This is a genomic window from Nostoc sp. TCL26-01 (assembly GCF_013393945.1).
GTDB lineage: Bacteria > Cyanobacteriota > Cyanobacteriia > Cyanobacteriales > Nostocaceae > Trichormus.
The window spans coordinates 1982496-2000859 of record NZ_CP040297.1; the positions used below are offsets into that span (position 1 = coordinate 1982496).

The 18364-nt window shown below is 41.0% G+C and carries 18 protein-coding genes and 2 pseudogenes; 2 read left to right on the plus strand and 18 right to left on the minus strand.

Going from position 1 to position 18364, the window contains the following annotated elements:
• Positions 1–90 precede the first annotated feature (90 nt).
• A complete protein-coding gene (locus tag FD725_RS08465) occupies positions 91–717 on the minus strand; it encodes a hypothetical protein (RefSeq protein WP_179047712.1) in 627 nt (208 codons plus the stop codon).
• A 514-nt stretch (positions 718–1231) separates the two neighbouring features.
• Positions 1232–2449 carry an ATP-binding protein gene (locus tag FD725_RS08470; protein WP_179047713.1) on the minus strand — a complete coding sequence of 406 codons (1218 nt, stop codon included), beginning with the start codon at positions 2447–2449 and terminating at the stop codon, positions 1232–1234.
• A gap of 420 nt (positions 2450–2869) precedes the next feature.
• Here FD725_RS08470 and FD725_RS08475 point away from each other — a divergent pair, with 420 nt between their 5' ends.
• Positions 2870–3751, plus strand: coding sequence for a DUF2207 domain-containing protein (locus tag FD725_RS08475; RefSeq protein WP_179047714.1), 882 nt, complete (start codon positions 2870–2872; stop codon positions 3749–3751).
• 230 nt (positions 3752–3981) lie between these two features.
• Here the strand turns inward: FD725_RS08475 and FD725_RS08480 are convergent, their stop codons facing one another.
• The 3 genes from FD725_RS08480 to nrdJ form a co-directional block, all read right to left on the minus strand.
• A complete protein-coding gene (locus FD725_RS08480) occupies positions 3982–4527 on the minus strand; it encodes a GIY-YIG nuclease family protein (RefSeq protein ID WP_179047715.1) in 546 nt (181 codons plus the stop codon).
• Positions 4528–4759: 232 nt separating this feature from the next.
• Positions 4760–4975 (minus strand): hypothetical protein, encoded by a 216-nt coding sequence (locus FD725_RS08485; RefSeq protein WP_179047716.1) that lies wholly within the window; start codon positions 4973–4975, stop codon positions 4760–4762.
• A gap of 155 nt (positions 4976–5130) precedes the next feature.
• Positions 5131–9504: a ribonucleoside-triphosphate reductase, adenosylcobalamin-dependent gene (gene nrdJ, locus FD725_RS08490; protein ID WP_179047717.1), complete on the minus strand. Its 4374-nt coding sequence runs from the start codon at positions 9502–9504 to the stop codon at positions 5131–5133.
• 428 nt (positions 9505–9932) lie between these two features.
• On the opposite strand from nrdJ, the gene FD725_RS08495 reads away from it, so the two are divergent.
• The gene (locus tag FD725_RS08495; RefSeq protein WP_179047718.1) at positions 9933–10517 is read left to right on the plus strand and encodes an Npun_F5749 family FMN-dependent PPOX-type flavoprotein; all 585 of its coding nucleotides are present in this window, start codon (positions 9933–9935) and stop codon (positions 10515–10517) included.
• 163 nt (positions 10518–10680) lie between these two features.
• Here the strand turns inward: FD725_RS08495 and cynS are convergent, their stop codons facing one another.
• The 13 genes and pseudogenes from cynS to rplM form a co-directional block, all read right to left on the minus strand.
• Complete coding sequence (gene cynS, locus FD725_RS08500) at positions 10681–11121, minus strand: cyanase (RefSeq protein ID WP_179047719.1); 441 nt, start codon at positions 11119–11121, stop codon at positions 10681–10683.
• 261 nt (positions 11122–11382) lie between these two features.
• The gene (gene cysE, locus FD725_RS08505; protein ID WP_179047720.1) at positions 11383–12144 is read right to left on the minus strand and encodes a serine O-acetyltransferase; all 762 of its coding nucleotides are present in this window, start codon (positions 12142–12144) and stop codon (positions 11383–11385) included.
• Between the two features lie 177 nt (positions 12145–12321).
• A complete protein-coding gene (gene lepB, locus FD725_RS08510) occupies positions 12322–12894 on the minus strand; it encodes a signal peptidase I (protein WP_179047721.1) in 573 nt (190 codons plus the stop codon).
• Between the two features lie 315 nt (positions 12895–13209).
• Positions 13210–13833 (minus strand): hypothetical protein, encoded by a 624-nt coding sequence (locus FD725_RS08515; RefSeq protein ID WP_179047722.1) that lies wholly within the window; start codon positions 13831–13833, stop codon positions 13210–13212.
• A gap of 193 nt (positions 13834–14026) precedes the next feature.
• Positions 14027–14133, minus strand: a pseudogene (locus FD725_RS08520) (DUF2887 domain-containing protein); the annotation flags it as partial.
• A gap of 157 nt (positions 14134–14290) precedes the next feature.
• Positions 14291–14422: pseudogene (locus FD725_RS08525) on the minus strand (DUF2887 domain-containing protein); the annotation flags it as partial.
• A gap of 27 nt (positions 14423–14449) precedes the next feature.
• Positions 14450–14947, minus strand: coding sequence for a hypothetical protein (locus FD725_RS08530; protein ID WP_179047723.1), 498 nt, complete (start codon positions 14945–14947; stop codon positions 14450–14452).
• Positions 14948–15095: 148 nt separating this feature from the next.
• Positions 15096–15479, minus strand: a complete 384-nt coding sequence (locus tag FD725_RS08535) for a type II toxin-antitoxin system VapC family toxin (RefSeq protein ID WP_179047724.1) — start codon at positions 15477–15479, stop codon at positions 15096–15098.
• Positions 15476–15673 (minus strand): hypothetical protein, encoded by a 198-nt coding sequence (locus FD725_RS08540; RefSeq protein ID WP_179047725.1) that lies wholly within the window; start codon positions 15671–15673, stop codon positions 15476–15478. Before FD725_RS08540 ends, FD725_RS08535 begins: the two co-directional genes overlap by 4 nt.
• Before the next feature lie 212 nt (positions 15674–15885).
• Positions 15886–16986 (minus strand): peptide chain release factor 1, encoded by a 1101-nt coding sequence (prfA, locus tag FD725_RS08545; protein ID WP_179047726.1) that lies wholly within the window; start codon positions 16984–16986, stop codon positions 15886–15888.
• A gap of 102 nt (positions 16987–17088) precedes the next feature.
• On the minus strand, positions 17089–17328 hold the full coding sequence (rpmE, locus tag FD725_RS08550) for a 50S ribosomal protein L31 (protein WP_179047727.1): 240 nt from the start codon (positions 17326–17328) through the stop codon (positions 17089–17091).
• Positions 17329–17483: 155 nt separating this feature from the next.
• On the minus strand, positions 17484–17900 hold the full coding sequence (rpsI, locus tag FD725_RS08555; RefSeq protein ID WP_179047728.1) for a 30S ribosomal protein S9: 417 nt from the start codon (positions 17898–17900) through the stop codon (positions 17484–17486).
• A complete protein-coding gene (gene rplM / locus FD725_RS08560; RefSeq protein WP_179047729.1) occupies positions 17900–18355 on the minus strand; it encodes a 50S ribosomal protein L13 in 456 nt (151 codons plus the stop codon). The genes rpsI and rplM overlap by 1 nt, the downstream gene beginning before the upstream one ends.
• Positions 18356–18364 lie beyond the last annotated feature (9 nt).

Genomic DNA, 18364 nt, shown 5'->3' on the forward strand with positions numbered 1-18364 from the left:
ATAATTTTCATTTCACAAGCATAATAAAAGAGTGCTAATGACCAATGACTATTGACTATTGACTATTGACTATTGACTATTGACCAATGACTATTGCCCAAGCACAAGTGACCATTCTTTAATTCGAGCATTCCAGCTTGGTTGGGGTGTTTCTCCGACAACATAAGGCCCCCAGTAGCGTCGGGAACCATCTTGGGCAAAGGCTACAAGAATATCACCTTTCTCCAGTTGCAATTTACCATTTGGCAGAGAGAGGACTAAACCTTTTTCACTCCCTTCTTGGGGATCAAAATCCCAATGAGCAGGAACATCTGTTTTTTTGACATTCGAGCCTTTTTTGACTGATTGACGTGCTAGTAAAGCTAGTCGTACAGGTTGGTCTGTTTGATTGCTCATGCGCAAATTTCCTTGTAGCTTGCCACCTTCAGCTAATTGCTGACGAGTTGCCAAGATAGAATTTGTTTGTGCTTGTTTCTGCTGTATAGAATTAATTGATGTATTATTTAAATTCTTATTTTCTGTATAATTACTATTGTTTGATGAAACTGTTGATGTTCTGTTGTCTTTTAACTGCGGTAAATCATGAGATGACTGAGAAGATGTTTCTGGATTGGCAGCTTCAAATGATACTGTCATTTCCCAGCAACCTGCTAGTAACACTAGCAGTCCCAAGACACAAGCTGTCGCCGCAGCGTTACGATACACTGAAGATTTCATAAGATATTGATTTTAGGAATAATTATTTGTCTAGGCTTGACCAAATACTAGCCTATTATCAGTGAGGATAACCAGTGAAAATTACCAGCTTGCTGACTATAGTCTTGCGGAGAATTTGGATGAACAATGTATCATAAATGTCATTTTTTCATAAAAATATGCACATAAACAGTTACCAATCTCATCAACTACAAAAAGTCTTAAAAGCTGATTTATGCTGGAAATGATATACAATCCGAGCAAATAATCGCTATAAATTATACAGGAATCAGACCTTTGCAGGTAGAAATACAACCAAAGTTTTTTGCTTTCGGCGTAATTTGCAGCACAAGCTATGTCTCCTCAAATTTCTAGAGAATATTGTTTACATTTCTTGATATTTACATTCCTAAGAGCTGGTGAGCAGGGGAGGTAGGGGAGGCAGGGGAGAAGAATAAATGCTAATGACTAATGACTAATGACTAATGACTATTGACTAATGACTAATGACTAATGACTATTGACTATTGACTTTCTACCTAAACAAGCGCTGTACACATTTGAGAATCACAGGTTGTAAAAAAAAGCGTTCCTGCTCACCATCTTTGATAGTTTCTAACAATGCTCTGCGTTTTAAGGATAAGAGTGCCGCAAAAATATCCCCATTGGCAACATCACTTCCCAGGTATGAGAGAATTTCTTCACGAGTGAATCCTTGTGCTTTGGTTGCCAAAAACTTGATGAGGATTTGTTCCACAGAGGAAATATGCTGCAACCATTGCCTGACAAGCGGCTCAAATTCACCAGCTACTATAGTTCCAGAGGCTAAAAATTCTCCCACATCCCCAGCAAATAGTTCGTGAATGAAATTAGCTGCCATATTGAGAAACAATGGATTACCGCCATATTGGTTTACCAATGTCACCCACTGTTGAGCATCGAAGGTAAGTTGATGATGCTGCAAAAGCTCAATAGCACCCTCCATAAGTCCACCGAGGGGGAAAATTACTACACCCGCAGCGCCTCTCCAGGTATTTAATCCTTCTGGTTGTTCTCGACTCGTCAAAATTACGCAACTAGTGTGAGCCGTCTGTACCACTGTCCGCAGAAATTCGGCGTATGGTTCATATCCTAAACGATATTGCCCAGCCCGTTGCCGTAGTCCGTCGTAGACATCGCCTCCTAAAATTCCATCCCAACCATCAAAAACTAGCAAGGTTTGCGGTGGTAAGGTTAGGGGTGCATTTGTCGCTGGTGGTGTGATATGAAACGAAAACCACAAAGTTTGTTGAAATCGCCCTTGCAAAGTTTGAGCCAGTTTAGCAGCTACAGCCGTTTTCCCAATACCACCAATTCCTGTAATCGCTACTAGGCGAGTTCCACCTTCAACCGCCTGGGTGAGTGTCGCCAGCTCGTAACCTCGTCCAAAAAACAAAGGAATATGGGGAATTTGAGTTGTGCTAGCTAGGGGTGAGTTGAAGGTACGTTCAATGACTTCTGACCAATTCAAATCCAAAACTTGACAGAAGGCTTTAAATACCGAAGCATCAATGCCATCGCCTCGCAGAAAACGCTTCCATGTTGGTAAAGATACGCCTGCTGCAAATACTTCCGCATTTTCCCAGTTAAGCTCAGGTTCAATAATTTGACTAGCTGCCTCTAACCAAGATGGGTTATCAATCGTCCAGCCTCTTTCCTTACGAGCTTGTTTAACTATTTCCAGTCCAGTCTGCGAGAGTTTGAGGCTAGGCATTGGGCATTAGTGGGAAAGTGTATCAAATTCGTCAAGCTCAATTTTAGATCAGTCAGGCAGTGAACTGAAACTTAACTAGAATACTCCTGCTCAATCGATGATATTAAAAATAATTCTTGAGCAACCTGCTGATTTAAAGGAGGGTGTTTGAAAAGTCTAAATTAATACCAGCCCCGGCGATTATAAATCGCGGCTACACAGACGAAACCTGCCTCCGCAGGTTTGAAATACTTGATTTTGTGTTAGTCCACGGAGGTGGACTTTGTTTGTGTAGTGGCGATTTCTAATCGCCCAAAACTTTTCAAACAATCTCTAAAAGAGGGTGTGGGGAAAAAGCATCTTTCATGTTGGGATGTGAAACTTGCTTTTTCTGGACTTTCATACAAGTAATTCTGGCAATATATCAGGATAGTAGAAATTATGTGGACTAAAATCATTCAAAGATTGTGTCTGTTTTGCGTTGCTTTATTTCTGAGTCTGGGTCTTACTATCAATCATGCCACGGCACAATCACCACCATTTTATTGGGATTTTATTAATGTTGATCTGGCTGTCCAAACTAACGGTGATATGTTAGTGACTGAAACCCAGAAATATACATTTACTGGAGACTATAAAAATCAACGTTATCGCTATATTCCTCTAGATAAAGTAGACGAAATTACAGAAGTTTCAGTATCAGAAAATGGTCAAGTTCTGCCGATTACAACAGGTATTGAAAATAATCAACTCTGGATTCGCTGGGAACATCAGATCAAACCACCAGAGAGTCATACTTTTGTGTTGAAATACCGTGTTATCGGTGGGTTACACGTGAATAGTGATGATGCACAAGTATACTGGAAAGCTATTTTTAGCGATCGCCTAGCTCCTGTCAAGCAAGCAAAAGTTACAGTAGAACTTCCAGAGGTATTTGCTACTGGTATCAAAGATTTCCGGAGCTACGGCGTAACCGCAAACATCCGCCAAGTGAATAGCCGAACTATTGAGTTTTTAGCACAAGCACCCATCCAACCACAGAATGAGTTAGAAGTTCAAGTCACCTTTAACCGCGCAGGTACTAATCTCACAACTCCTCAATGGCAAAATTCATCGTTTTGGTCTCTTAGTATCGTCCTATTGATGTTGATGTGTTTGCCATTTTTGCTTGTTATCTTCTTGAGTAGGATTTTCCGTAGAAATAGAACTAGCTATTACAGCAGTGGCAGTAGCTATAGCTATTTCGACGGTGGTGGTGGCGGTGGTGGTGGTGGTGGCGGTGGTGGTGGTGGTGGTGGTGGCGGTGGTGGCGGTGGTGGTTGAGTGAGTTTAATTCTCAACACCTGATCCTTACATCCCCAAACTAGTAGAAGTTCCTATAGGACTCATACTTGATTTTTGTATGCGTAGCCTGCGCTTACGCATACAAAACTCAGTACACCTTTATTCTTTCTTCCCAGTCCCCATTGCCCCTTATCCCCAGAGGGGGCCCCGAGTTCCCCAGTCCCTTACCTCTATGAGTGATTCAGAAATTAAATCGGATTACTATAGTTTTATTTCAAATCTAGTAATCCTTCTTCTTTTAATTTAGGATGGAAACGCAACTGGGTTTTCAAACCACGTAATTCTAAAGCTGCTAAAATTTCTGCTTCTACTCGTCTGGCGACATTTTTGATAATTTTAATTTGTGCCAGATCATCATGGATCGGATTTTGATAATTTGTTTGTTCTTCTACAGTCATTTCTGCTTTAGCGTCTATGGGTTGCGTCCATTTTTCTTTAAGTTCTCCGTTTCCTGGCGGAATATCACTATTTTCAGCTATCCAAGCTTTTTCAATGTTTTCTAAAACTGTACGATTCGGGCGATCAATAGTTTGTACTTTTAGCCAATAACATTGTTGTGGTTGCCGGACTAAATGTTGTCTGAGACTTAGATAAACATCACGAGAATATCCGACAAATTGTAATATTTTCTCTTGATTAAAGATGGCATATACTCCTATTTTTCCTTGAAGATATTCGGGTAATTGACCATCATCATCAATATAAGGAATATATTCTAAGCTAGATAAATCTGTAATATTAGTTTCGGTTGTCATAAATTTGTTGTCTGGAAAATAGAAGCTATTATCGCCTGAATTTACTGAACAGAATTCAGGCGTCAGGAGCCAGAATTCAGTATAAATTCTGTGTGACTGGGTAATGAATATTGGTTTAAAACCGTACTACGTCCAAAAAAATTAAAATACACCTACAATAGCGTTACCGAGAATCTTTGTAGAGACGTAGCAATGCTACGTCTCTACTGCTACGTCTCTACGTTATTTTCTATTAATCAATGGATATTGATTGGGGGCCGGTGGCTTTGCCATTGTGCGCTTCAGTCGCTGGGGAAGAGTAATTAGTACCTATTTGCTGATCTAGCCAGCTTTTAACTGGGTCATCTGCTAAGTTAAGCTTGAGGACACCAGAGGCAAATCCACCCAAAAACGATATTGGGTGTTGGGTGAGTTGTTTAAATATTGGTGACAATTCATCAATGAACATTAAAAACTCCTGATACTGTTGCAAAAAGTATTAATTCTTAATTAATCGTAACGTGTAAATTCGCTTTGGGTTGAGAGCATTCTACAGATGACTTTGGTGATGATGTGAGAAAAATTCAGAAGTCATAATATTTTGACTCCTGAAATTTGCGGAAATTATGTGGGGCTTTGTTCAGGCATCATGCACTTATCAGAGTCACAACCTGCTGGGCCTACTTCCATTAATTCACCGAAATCATAGCGACTTAAGACTGCGTAAAAATCATCGGTTTTAGAACGGAGACTGACTGCTTGCATCATCTGCTCATACTCCTCTTTGGAGATTGGCTCGAAAGGCAAACGAGGGAAAGTTTGATGATCATCAAATCTGGCTAGAAGTGCCGCACTAATGTAGCCTTCGTCATGCTCAATAGCTTGCCAGATCAAATTGCCTAAAGCTTCGACTTCGTGTTCTCGTAGCTCGATGGTTGCAGAGGTGTTGTGAGTGACATAGAACTTCTGCACCTGCATATAGAAATCCATCTGAGCGATCGCACCAAATTTGCTGATATCAATTGTATCAGCCCCTGGGATATCAGCCCAAGGCACAGCCACAGGAATTTCCACCAACCATTCACTCACACGGGGATCAAAAGGATCGTTGAGCAAATTACCTTGTTCATCCTTATCTGATTGAGAGGGAATGACGTTATAGCCATAGTCGATACAAGCCAACGCCACGGGATCATTTTTGCGGAAAGTAATGCGGCGGATAAACCTTTGCGCCTTGGGGGGATGCCATCCGGGACTTGCACCAGTTAATAGTGATTTTGTGCCACTGGGTTGGACTGTAGTGCAACGATTCGGGCGTTTGATATGATGGCGATCGCAATAATCAGCCACAACCCGATGGACAATATCTCGCCAAGAACTGAGATATTCGGCTTCCTGATGTTTAAATGCTAACCCTTGTGGTGTCGCAGGTCTTCCCTCTGCCCACCAGCGCAGCCAGTCCACACCAAAAGCATGAACAAAGAAATCAAATAAACCAGTAAAAGAAACCCCCACAATTGGGTCTAATTCCCGACTATATTGATAACGTGGTTCTTGGAATTGATGATTTAAAAGTGTCGCTACAGATAAAGCTCCAGCCGTGAAAGCCTCCTCTTGTTCTTTGTGATCAAATGGGTCAATTTGATTGAGATGAACCTCTGATAGATTGCAGTTACCTGTTAGGGTGTTACCAAATACTCCTTTATGATGTTCTGGTTCGTTGAAGCAATAAGTATCGTGTAAACCTAGTAATTCTTCCACCCCTCTGACTATTTGCCATTTACCTTTGTATTTGGCATCACAGCCTTTGCTTACATCCAAACGCTGGCAAGGAATTTGCCCACAGTCAGTTATTTGCAAGTAATACAAGTCTTGAGTGCGAACACCATAATTAGTTACTGATCCTTGATGAGCGCAAAGATTTACAGAAGAACGGATACCGCATTTAGTTAGTAATAACTGCACTCGATATGCACGTTCGTAATCAGAGATGTAAATCCTAATGCCATTGCTATGTGTATTTGTGCCGTCTGTATCTGCTAAACCAGCAATAAAGTGCAAAATTGCTTGGCGATTCCAGCTAGCAATTACATTTAGCCCCTCTGGATTTGTTTTTAAACTCTTTAAAAATTCTCCAGAAAAACCTAAGTCTGTGACATCTGTAAAAGTCGGTAAGTAGTCATAATTTCTTTCAGGAGACTTACTACCGATTACAGATAAAGCTGCTTTGTGTTCATAGAGTCTAATTTTGGCATGACCATTTTTATCTGTAGTTCCATCTCCTACAGCTATCCCCAAAGTATAGGCATAACTAGGATTGATATCTAATCCATCTTCATACTGAATAGTAAAAGGCTCAGTATGAATGGCATATCTACTAACATCCATCAAATCCTTAGTTTGCACTTCTTTGTATTCTTGAGCAAATCTATCTTTAACAAAGAAGCGATGATATTCGGTTGCATCCAAGTAAGTACCATCTGCAAATCTGACTCGATACAGCTTGCGTTCGCTACCAGTTTTAAAAGGTGTTACTTGGCTCCATTTTTGACCATTCCAAATTTCAATTTCACTGCCGATAACATCTTTGATTTTGTGTATGCCATCTTTAGTGATGAGCAAGGTATCACCACTCACACAATGGAAGTCAGAGCCAATTATTTCACCACAATTGTGAGCAACGATGCCATTAGCATCAAACTGAGAAGCTCCTGGTACAGTACAGTCATAAACAGCTTCAAAACCATCAGATACAATTTGCTTAACTTTAACAGCAAATCTCTCACTATTGAGTTTTCGCCTGTACCCAGATAGTAATTCTTGTAAGCGTATCGCTTTTTGTGGCTCTTGAAATCCTACAATTTGTTGAAAATAATAGAGATTATCATTAGAGATCACAAGCTCATGCTGTGCTTTACAAGCATACAATGCTAATTCCCGATTACTATCAGGCAGATGGCGATCGCCTTCAGGACGACGCTCTTGATAAATCGTGGAAATAATCCCCAATCTTGCCAACATTCTTTGAACAATCTTCAAAGATTCAAGACTACTCTGCGCTAGTCTGACACTAACACCTTTTTGTTGATTACCTTGGACACTGCCATCAGCATCAAACAAACCACGTAAGAAACCACGGTAAAATTCATAGCTGGCTTGCTCAATTTTTTCTGTTGGCATTTTGTGTTTTAAAGTGACACCATAATCATCTGCCAATTTAGCCAAGCCTGATGAGTTAATAACCCGGTGTTTTAGCTGTTGATGGTAGCAACCAGAGTCTGTAGAACTGGAAAAATTTACAGCATTTTTGAGTGACGCAACTGCATATCTTCCCATCTCCTCTTGGCTATCTTGCCAATATCTTAGATAGGCAGTTTTTCCCCATTGTGTTGATGCAATGCTGCCATCACCAATTAAATTACCAATTAACCAACCCTCATCAAAAGTACCAAAACTATCCCAAGGTTGTACTCCACGATGGTTATGAACCAAGATATAGTCCCCAGGTTGCAAATCTTGAGTTTCTACCCAATCAGTGTATTGCTTATTCTGAGTTTGGGCAGTCACTTTGAGTAGCTGATGATTGCCAGTCAAACGCAATTCATAGCCTTCTTGAGTGAGAACTTTAAAAATAGGTTTCACTCCAGTAAACCAAAAGCCATCAGTTGTAGTACTGAACAATTCCCCATTGACATATACACTCAACTGTTTGCCAATCAAGTCTTTAACTTGTTGTGCGCCTTGTTCAGTGTGAATCCAAGTATCAGCAGTAACACAAGGATTAAGCGCATATCGAGCCAAGCGATGCTCTATTTCATTAGCATCAAGATGAGGATGGCGTGCTTGCAACCACTCTTTAGCTGTTCCTTGTGAGTAAGCTTTCAAGAAATCAACTTTTAAATCTTGTGTGGTTAGCAAATCACAATTAGCCCTGGCTACAGCTTCACCTGCCCACTGAATCGCCCCTTCGCCACTGTAATATTGTTTACGTACAGCATCAATACATTCTTCTAGTGTGGGCTTGCGATGAAACACTCTTGTATGGTTTGCCATCCGCAAAGCATCACGCTCAGGATCTATGCGCCAGTTACCATTGCTGTCTTGTTGCCAGAGGTTATCTTTGGCTGCTGCTCCCAATTGATCATCAGAGGTAAACTGACGAATACCCGCACTTCTTCTGATATTGCCTGCAACAATTGTTACAGCACCTTCATCAATTAACAAGCAACACTCGACCGAATTTAATTGTCTGCCTACAGCCTTGTTGAGAATGTCCGCACAACGTTGATATAGTCCCGGTAGCTTCACCGGGTTAGCAACGCCACCAAAGCCTTTGAGGGTTTCCCTGGCTTGACGAACATCACTTACATCAACGATTACCTGCACTTCGTCTGTAAATCTTTCATCGGTGGAGAGTTCCAACAGGCTTTGATAAGAACCAACCCAACCTTCACGACTATCTCCGACGTGGATAGTAACTTTGTTGCCTTCTATATCGGTTTGTGTATATTCACGACGTAGGTGTTTGGGAGTAGCACCAAGTTCTCCTGTAACAGTGACATTTAGATGATTGCGGATGGGAGGTAGCTGATTAATGTATTGTGGTTCGATCACGGCTCCCGTACCACAGCCCATCATTGCTAAATTCATCATCAACCCAAAGGCTTGCCAGTCCTTGAGGTTGGTTGATGTGCAGTTGTACGCACCCGAAAAGTTTTTTGATTTATTGATCCAATCTGTGCCACCAACCCACAACCAACGTCCACTGGGTAAGGCGGTGAGGTTACGCTGTGTCTTTTCTAAAATGGCTACTTCTTCGGAAGTGAGTTTACCTAACTCAATTAAATCTCGGAGGGTGCGATCGCATACCTCATCCCATGTTTCTCTTAAACCCGCTTCTGTACGACGGCTATAGGTTCTAAAAAATACAGGATTAGCAGCTGGGGCTGTCTCTGGAAACCTTGCACTCTGACGTTTTCTTTCAAGCTCTCGAACCATAAATCAAGTCTTGTTCTTGCTAACAGATTATGACTATACGCCAAGTAGATTGAGGATAAAAGATTGCCAAAATATCCACTTTACGCTATGCCATCACCGTTAAAATTGCCACACAAATTTATAGTGTATAATATCTTTTTCTACACAGAAAAATTATATACTGAGTCGCAATTATTAACAGTATTACTCTGTAAAGGTGATGGGATATGAGCAAATTTAGCGTGAACTAGATAGAAATTCAAATAACAAATTTGAGCTATAAGTAATGTGTATAAAAGACTCAGATTCCTCAATCTCTGACTTTGTTATCCATCGACAATTGCATAGCAGCAATAAAACTTAATTCACTCCAGAAAAAAAGTGATATAAATCACAAATTATCAATCACGTAACTAGCTTCTTGCCTTTAGCGAGTATTACGAATTATCATGTTTTTAGCTCCTTGGCGAAGTGCGATCGCCCACGCCCTCCATCGCAACCGCAGTCTAGTTTATGCTCGTTACCTCCAACTAGCAACAGTCAAAGCCAACGGTCATCCTGCCAACCGGACTGTAGTATTTCGGGGCTTTTTAGCTGATACTAACCAGTTAAAATTTGTTACTGATGCCCGTAGTGATAAAGTAGACCAGATACAGCAACAACCCTGGGCAGAGGCGTGCTGGTACTTTCCCAAGACAAGAGAACAATTTCGCCTCACTGGTCATTTAAACTTAGTCACAAGCGATGAATCCCAGCCCCATCTCCAACCAGCCCGGATTGCTATGTGGCAAGAACTCAGCGATTCTGCACGCCTACAATTTGCCTGGCCTCATCCTGGTAAACAAAGAGATACAGCACCAGCAGCCTTTACACACCCAGCACCAGACTCTTTGCAACCAGTGTCAAACTTTTGCTTGCTATTACTTGATCCCATACAAGTTGATCATTTAGAGTTGCGAGGCGAACCACAAAATCGCAGCATTTATCAACTTGATGAAAATCAACAGTGGTTTTGTAGAGAAGTTAATCCTTAAGAAGCAGAGAGTGAATATGTGCTGAGTGAGGAAGTGCTGTTAGCGGAAGCGGGGCGTTTAGCCCGTGCTGAGTAAAGAGTACTGAGTGATGACCAATAGCCATTGACTAATGACTAATGACTATTGACCATTGACCATTGACTATTGACCATTGACTATTCCCTCACCACTTCTTGTATGGCAAAAACTTACCATTCATGGTGACTTTGACGCGATCGCCTTTGGGATCTTCCACTTTGTCAATGTCCAAAGTAAAATCAATTGCACTCATAATCCCGTCGCCGAATTTTTCTTGGATAATTTCTTTCATCGGCATACCGTATACCTGCATGATTTCGTAGAAGCGGTAAATCAAGGGATCGGTAGGGACAACAGCGCCTAAACCTTTAGTGGGATAACTTGTCAGTTCAGCAACGTCTTCAGAATTGAGATCCAACAACTGTGCAAGTTTCTCGGCTTCCTCCAGGGAAGCAGTTGCTTGACGATAAAATAAAGCCGCAATCCAGACTTCATCACGCCCTAAAACTTGTTCTAAATCTGCAAAGCTTATTCCTTTGATTTTTTTGGCAGTGAGAAGCTTTTGAGTTAACTCTGGAATTGACATAATCTACTCTAATAGGTCTGCTGGGCAGAATGTCATATTTTGAACCATGAACAAGTATACTGTGCCAGAACAACTTGTTTAACTTAACATTAGTTCGATGAACTTCTCCCTTTCCGAAACGGATAATTCATTCGCCCTCCGGGTTCGGCAGTTTGCAATCGACGGAAACCGCCAAGATTGCAACTGCCTCACCAGTCGTACAAAATTCATGGCTTTATTCTGACTCCTGACTCCTGAATTCTGTTTGATAACCCAGATTAGCTAAATACCCGCACCATCGAGAAACTCTTGAATAGCCTTATCTCTGAGGTTGCACCATTGTGTTTCCTTGGGTAGATCACTTTCCTGCGAGGGTGCAGCAACCATTAAAGCAGGGTTGTGTGAAGATTGGCGATTTTGTAAAGCTTGTATTTGTTGTTCCATTGATTCAATGCGGTCTACCAAAGCTCGAATTACTTCAGCTTCCGAATCTGGTAAATTATTATGTTCTAGGGGTGCAACTCGCGCTCCTGAACGGTAGACAATGCGACCAGGGATACCCACAACCGTGCAATTTGAGGGTACATCCCTGAGAACAACAGAACCCGCACCAATCCGCACATTACTACCGATTTCAATATTTCCCAGTACCTTAGCACCAGCACCAACAACAACATTTTCACCTAAAGTAGGGTGGCGCTTACCACTTTCTTTACCAGTCCCCCCCAGGGTAACACCTTGATAAATCAGCGCATAATCACCAACGATCGCCGTTTCACCAATAACGACACCCATACCATGATCGATAAATACACCCTGTCCGATTGTTGCACCAGGGTGAATTTCAATACCTGTTAAAAACCGGGCAATGTGAGAAATCAAGCGAGGGATAAACGGAAGACCCAGACGATACAGCCAGTTTGCTACCCGATGGAAAAGCAGAGCTTGCAAACCTGGGTAACAAAACAAGACCTCCAACAGGTTACGAGCAGCCGGGTCACGTTCAAATATGATACGAAAGTCAGCACGCAGTGTAGATAACACGAGATAGCACCCTCGGAAAGCACAACAAGCTACCATCCCATCATATCGTTAGTCAATGGTCATTAGTCATTGGTCAATAGTCAATAGTCAATGGTCAATAGTCAATGGTCAATAGTCAATAGTCAGCACTCAGCACTCAGCACTCAGCACTCAGCACTCCCTCACTCCCTCACTCCCCTAAATTGTCCCCACACGCTCAAGAGGCCAGAAGCGGAATACTGCTCTACCGATGATGTTTTCTTTGGGTAAAAAGCCCCAGTAGCGAGAGTCGTTACTATTGTTGCGGTTGTCTCCCATGACAAAAAACTGGTTTTCTGGGACTTTCACTGGTAAAAAGGGTTGATTGGGTGGTTCAGCGATGTAGTCTTCTAGTAATGGCTGCCCATTGAGGTAAACTCTACCATTAGCAACGCTGACGACTTCGCCGGGTGTGCCAATGACTCGTTTGATGAAAGCTTGGTCTTTGGGGTAGCCTCGTCGTTGAAGTTCTGTGGGTGGCTGAAAAACGACAATATCTCCAGTTGTGGGTGGCTGAAAATGGTAAGAGACTTTTTCTACCACCAGGCGATCGCCTTCATATAAAGTAGGAACCATCGACTCAGAAGGTATGTAGCGGGGTTCGGCGATAAAAGTCCGAATCAATAGCGCTAAACATAAAGCGATCGCTATCAGCGTTAAATTTTCCTGCCAACCACGCCATGTTTTTGACTGATGAGAGGCTTGTTTAGTATCACTTTCCTGCGGATTCATAGAAGTTTTCGGCCAGTTGAAAAAATAAAACAAATGCTTTGATTATTCTAAGGAATAAGTAGCTATGGCAGGGAACAGGGGACAGGGAACAAAGTTAAAATCTCTTGACTATTTGAGTTTTATCAAACAGAATTCAGGAGTCAGGAGTCAGAATTCAGCATGAATTGGAGTCTGACTGGTGGGTGAATCTTGGTTTAAAACCGTACTACGTCCAAAAAATGAAAATATTCTCGCCTTGAAACTCTATTCCTTTATGGGTAGAGTACTTTGTATTCTGACTCCTTTTTATTCCACCCCTAAACCCCTAAAACTGTCTCACTTCTTCAAGACTAACTGAAAAGAATTGAGATATCCTGTAATGGTTTTAGCTAAATTCTTTTGCTGTTTTTTAGTGGTTATCGCCATTACTTGATATAATCTTCCATCTGCAACATAAATCCTACTTCTAGTAATTTTACCCCCAGCGTTGATATAGGCAATTTCTTTCCCTGGATGACCATTGGAGCTGCGAATACTACGCTGACTAATTAAATTACTTTGGGTAGTTTTTAACGCCATATACTGCACGTTATTTAAGATTTCTTGGGGGCTAGTCATTTGCCCATAACTATGAGGAAATTCATTGGCAACCACTAGATAAGCTACTTCCTGTTTTGGTGGTTGGGCTAAGAATACCTCTAAATCAATTTCCCCCATGTAAGTTTTTTGAACTTGGGTATCCTGTTTAGGTTTTCCAGGCATCAACACAGAAAAACGTCCATCTGGGGCAGTGAATAGCTGCCATTTTGGTTGTACTGGTTGAGCAACTATGGGTTTTTTTTGAGACACTGCCGCTTTAGTTGGTAAAGTCGGGCGTTTGGGCTGACGTGCTTCAGCAATCAGAGAAACGCTACTAATCAGAGTTGCGGCGATTAATGGTAATAAACATCTTGTGGTCATAGTTTTAGCATTCGCAGATGCTGATATTACTGATGATGCTATAGTTCACTCTAAGAGCGTGAAATCTAGCTAATCTAACAAATTATTTACAAAATTCCGGCACTAATAGCGTTTCATTTTAAGGTTGATACATTTAGGCAAGCGAGGAAGCGGAGGGGCAAAGGAGCAGAGGAGAAATTATTTGTATTCAGCAGATTTCAGCAAACAGTCGTGAGTAAATACTTGCATCTGCTTGAAATTGTACTTCGACAAAATATATTGGCTGCTCACTTTCAACTATGGAAACACACCATCAATTCTAAGAGGACGTTTGAAAAGTCTGTTTCTTTGTCATGTTGAATGCAGCGTAGCGGAATGAAACATCTCGGTATGTGCCACAAAACCTAGATTCTTCCTTACGCTTCGCGTAAGGAAGAATGACATTTTTATACCTACTGAAACTTTTCAAACACCCTCTAAATGCTGTTTGTTTGATTTCAATGGATGAAAATTGGTAAGCAATAGCCATATCAGCAGAATTCCCAATCAGTTCAAACAAGATATCGGGAAATTCTTGAAACAGGCGATAAAAAATACTATCTGTTTTCACTTTTTTGCATAAAATCAAATTTGTTGCTCATTGATCGCTTACCACCTTTGCCCCATCTCTTACTTCCAATAATCGCTCTTTTGTAATTCCCAATATGCGGGTAAGTGGTAATAATAAATTATCATCAATAGATGCACCAGCATAGATATTATTCAATTCTGTGGGAGAGACTTTAAAGGTATCGCAGAATTTACTAAACTCTTGATCGCTCAAATCAAGTTCCTTCTGTCTTTCATTGAGTAAAAGTGCGATCGCTCTACTACCAAACTTCGGACGTTCACTAATTTTTATATATTTTTTAATTAAATTGTTAACTTTACTGCTGTCGCCACCTGTTTTTTTGAGTAAATCAGTGCAAGCAATTCTCAGTGCTTTTTTTAAAACCTCATCTTCATTCAAAGATTGAGTAATTTGATTAGCATATTCTTGTTTAAAGAAACCAACTAAATCACCCTTATGGTAAACAGGCACATAAGTTTCGTCAGATTCAACTTGCCAATCTAAAGGTTCATTACGTAGCGACATTGCTAAACCTGTTAAAATTTGATGCAACCATCTTAGGATAATTTATACTAGGTTGCCATGAGTAAAATTTGGGATAAATAACTTATAGTCTAATATCTCCGACTTCTTGAAGAAATCGGGAATCTGGTTTGTACATCTAATTCAAGTCTTAGTTAACGAAAGGATTTTCTATCTTTAATTCAGCAATTTCTTGAAAATCCTGAACATTTCGTGTTACTAAAAATGCGTCTTTATATAGTGCTGTAGCTGCAATAATTGCATCAGGAAGTTTAATCTTATAATTTCGTTTTAATTTAATTGTCTGATTTTCAATTTCTTGTAATAATGGAACTGAGTTAAACTGTGACAGTAAATCTTCAATTGCTTGCTCTTCTTCCTTTAATAAACCTGCAAAACTCAGTAATTCAATCCGAATAATCGGTGAAAATAGAATCTCATGTAAATTCAGAAATTTTTCTGTAAACCATGCACTAACTATTGGCTCATCAGCAAGATAGTAAATAAAAATATTTGTATCATAAAGATATTTCATGCGTCCCATTCCTGACGCAAATTATTTAAGTGAGCCAGCATTGCTGCTTTTTTGTGCTTTAAAATACCTTTAGCTTGAGAAATTTTTTCATAGTCTTTTTGCCAGTTTAATAGCATTGACTCTGGTATATCTACTGTAATTGAATCTTCATCTTGATATAGAACGTAATTTTTTGGTATTTTGATTAATGGCATAGTTTTATACTCCTATTTCTAATATTTTTAGGCTTTGATTGTAACAAATTTCGTTTCTACCGCTCCTTTGAGTCAACCTGTATTTTTATAATTAACCCCAAGCCATCAATTTCTCGAAAATTATATCAATCTACACTTCATAAAAAACAGCCTGTGTGTGTTCAAAAAAATAGCACAACAAGCTGGTTTTTCAGTTATTTAACAGTGAATATTTAGTTGCTAGCACCAGAAGCAGCTAACTCTGCTAAACGTTCCTGCTGGTCTTGAGAAATACAAGATTGGATTAATGCTTCTATCTCTCCTTCCAGTGCAGGGTTAAGCGCAAAATTTTGCCCCAAACGGTGATCGGTGACGCGATTATCTTTATAATTGTAAGTGCGAATTTTTTCTGATCGCGATCCTGTACCAACTTGCGATCGCCTCATGGAAGTCACTTCTTCTTGTTGTTCGCGCAGCTTGATTTCATAAAGTTTCGCCCGCAAAATTTGCATCGCCCGTTCTTTGTTTTGTAACTGGCTACGTTCTTCTGTACAGAAAATTCTGATTCCTGTGGGTTTGTGCATCAAGTCAACTGCTGTTTCCACCTTGTTGACGTTTTGTCCACCTGCACCACCAGAACGAGCTGTAGTCATTTCAATATCTTTCGGGTCAATGTGAATTTCCACCTCATCCACTTCCGGCATAATAGCGATTGTGGCTGTAGATGTATGTACCCGTCCCCCAGCTTCTGTTGCTGGTACACGCTGTACGCGATGTACTCCGGCTTCAAACTTCAGCTTACTGTAAACGCTCTCACCTTGAATTTCCAGAATTACTTCCTTGAAGCCACCCATTTCACCCAAAGATTCGCTGACTAATTTCACTCGCCAACCTTGAGTATCAGCGTAGCGAGAATACATTCTTAGTAAATCTCCAGCCCAAATACTCGCTTCATCACCACCAGTACCAGCGCGAATTTCCAACATGATGTTTTTGTCATCATTAGGATCACGAGGTAATAACAGCACCTTTAAGCGAGTCTCTAAATATGCAATTTTTTCTTCTAATTCATTCACTTCCATCGCTGCCATTTCTTGCAACTCTGGATCTGTATTTGATTCTTTGAGTACCTGACGCGCCCCGATTAATTCTTCTTGAGATATTTTCCAAGTTTCGTAAGTATCCACAACTTCTTCTAAAGAAGAACGAGACTTAGCAATTGTTTGATACTCATCGGGGTTCTTTGCTGTATCAGGATCAGCGAGACGACGAGTTAATTCATTAAAAGTTTGTTCAACGGATTTAAGTTTCTCCAGCAGGTATGTTTCAGCCATGATAAGTTTGACGCTCCTTAAAAAAATAACTAGTTGGCTCAGGCATTAAATGACAATCGACCCAGCAAACGCAGGGTCGTCGTTAACAGCAGAGCCAAACCGCTACTTTTTCTTTTGTTCGCCAGAACTTTGAGTACTGCTCATACCATACTTCCGCAGGAAGCGCTCTACGCGACCTTCGGTATCAATAATCTTCTGAGTACCAGTGTAGAAGGGGTGGTTTCCTGACCAAAGGTCTACGTGTAATTCTGGTTTGGTAGAACCAATGGTCATCACAACTTGACCATTGCAGTAAACTTTTGCGTCTGGATACCACTTGGGATGAATATCAGGTTTAGCCATTGTTCCTTTTGTGGTGAATCTATACAAATTATAACTTTTTGCTTGTCATTAGAGACTGAGTATTAGGAACTGGCGACTAGGAATTTAAAATTTTAGATTGCTCAATCCAAAAGTATTTTCCCATAACCAATCCCCAATCCCCGATCGCCAATAGCTTATCGTTTCGAGTACTGGGGTGCTTTGCGGGCTTTGTGCAAACCATATTTTTTGCGCTCTTTAGCCCTGGGATCACGAGTTAAGTAACCTTCCACTTTTAAAGGAGGGCGATTTTCTGGGTCTAGTTGGCATAAAGCACGGGCTACTCCCAAGCGCACAGAATCAGCTTGTCCAGTCAAACCGCCGCCTTCTGCTTTGACCAAAATGTCGTATTCGTTTTCTAGTCCCAGAGTTTCTAGGGGAGCTTTGATGACTCCCAGATAATTGGCGTTGAACTGGAAGTACAAATCTCCCGGCTTGCCATTGACAGTAAATTGACCAGTCCCAGGAACTAAACGTACTCTGGCCACTGCTGACTTACGGCGACCAGTACCCCAGTACACAGCACGCCCGCTATTTGCTTCTGCTACTACCATTAACTTTCTGCTCCAGGAATTGTATTAATTTTCAGTTCTTTGGGTTGTTGGGCTGCATGGGGATGAGTTGGCCCGGCGTAAACTTTCAGTTTGGTGAACAAATGTTTACCTAAGCTATTTTTCGGCAACATACCTTTGATAGCGTGTTCGAGAATTCTTTCTGGTAAACGCTGTTGTAGTTTAGCGAAGGTTTCTGTTTTCATCCCACCAGGACGACCGGAGTGACGACGGTAGAGTTTTTGGGTACGTTTTTTACCTGTAACTGCTACTTTTTCGGCGTTGACAACGATAACGAAGTCACCTGTATCCATGTGGGGAGTGTAGTGAGGCTTGTTTTTGCCTCTTAAAATCATGGCAATTTCGCTGGCTAGGCGACCCAGGCGGAGGTCTGTAGCATCTACTATGTACCAATCATGCTCAAGGGATGCTTGAGGCGGTAGGTATGTTTTACTCATTTGTATTTG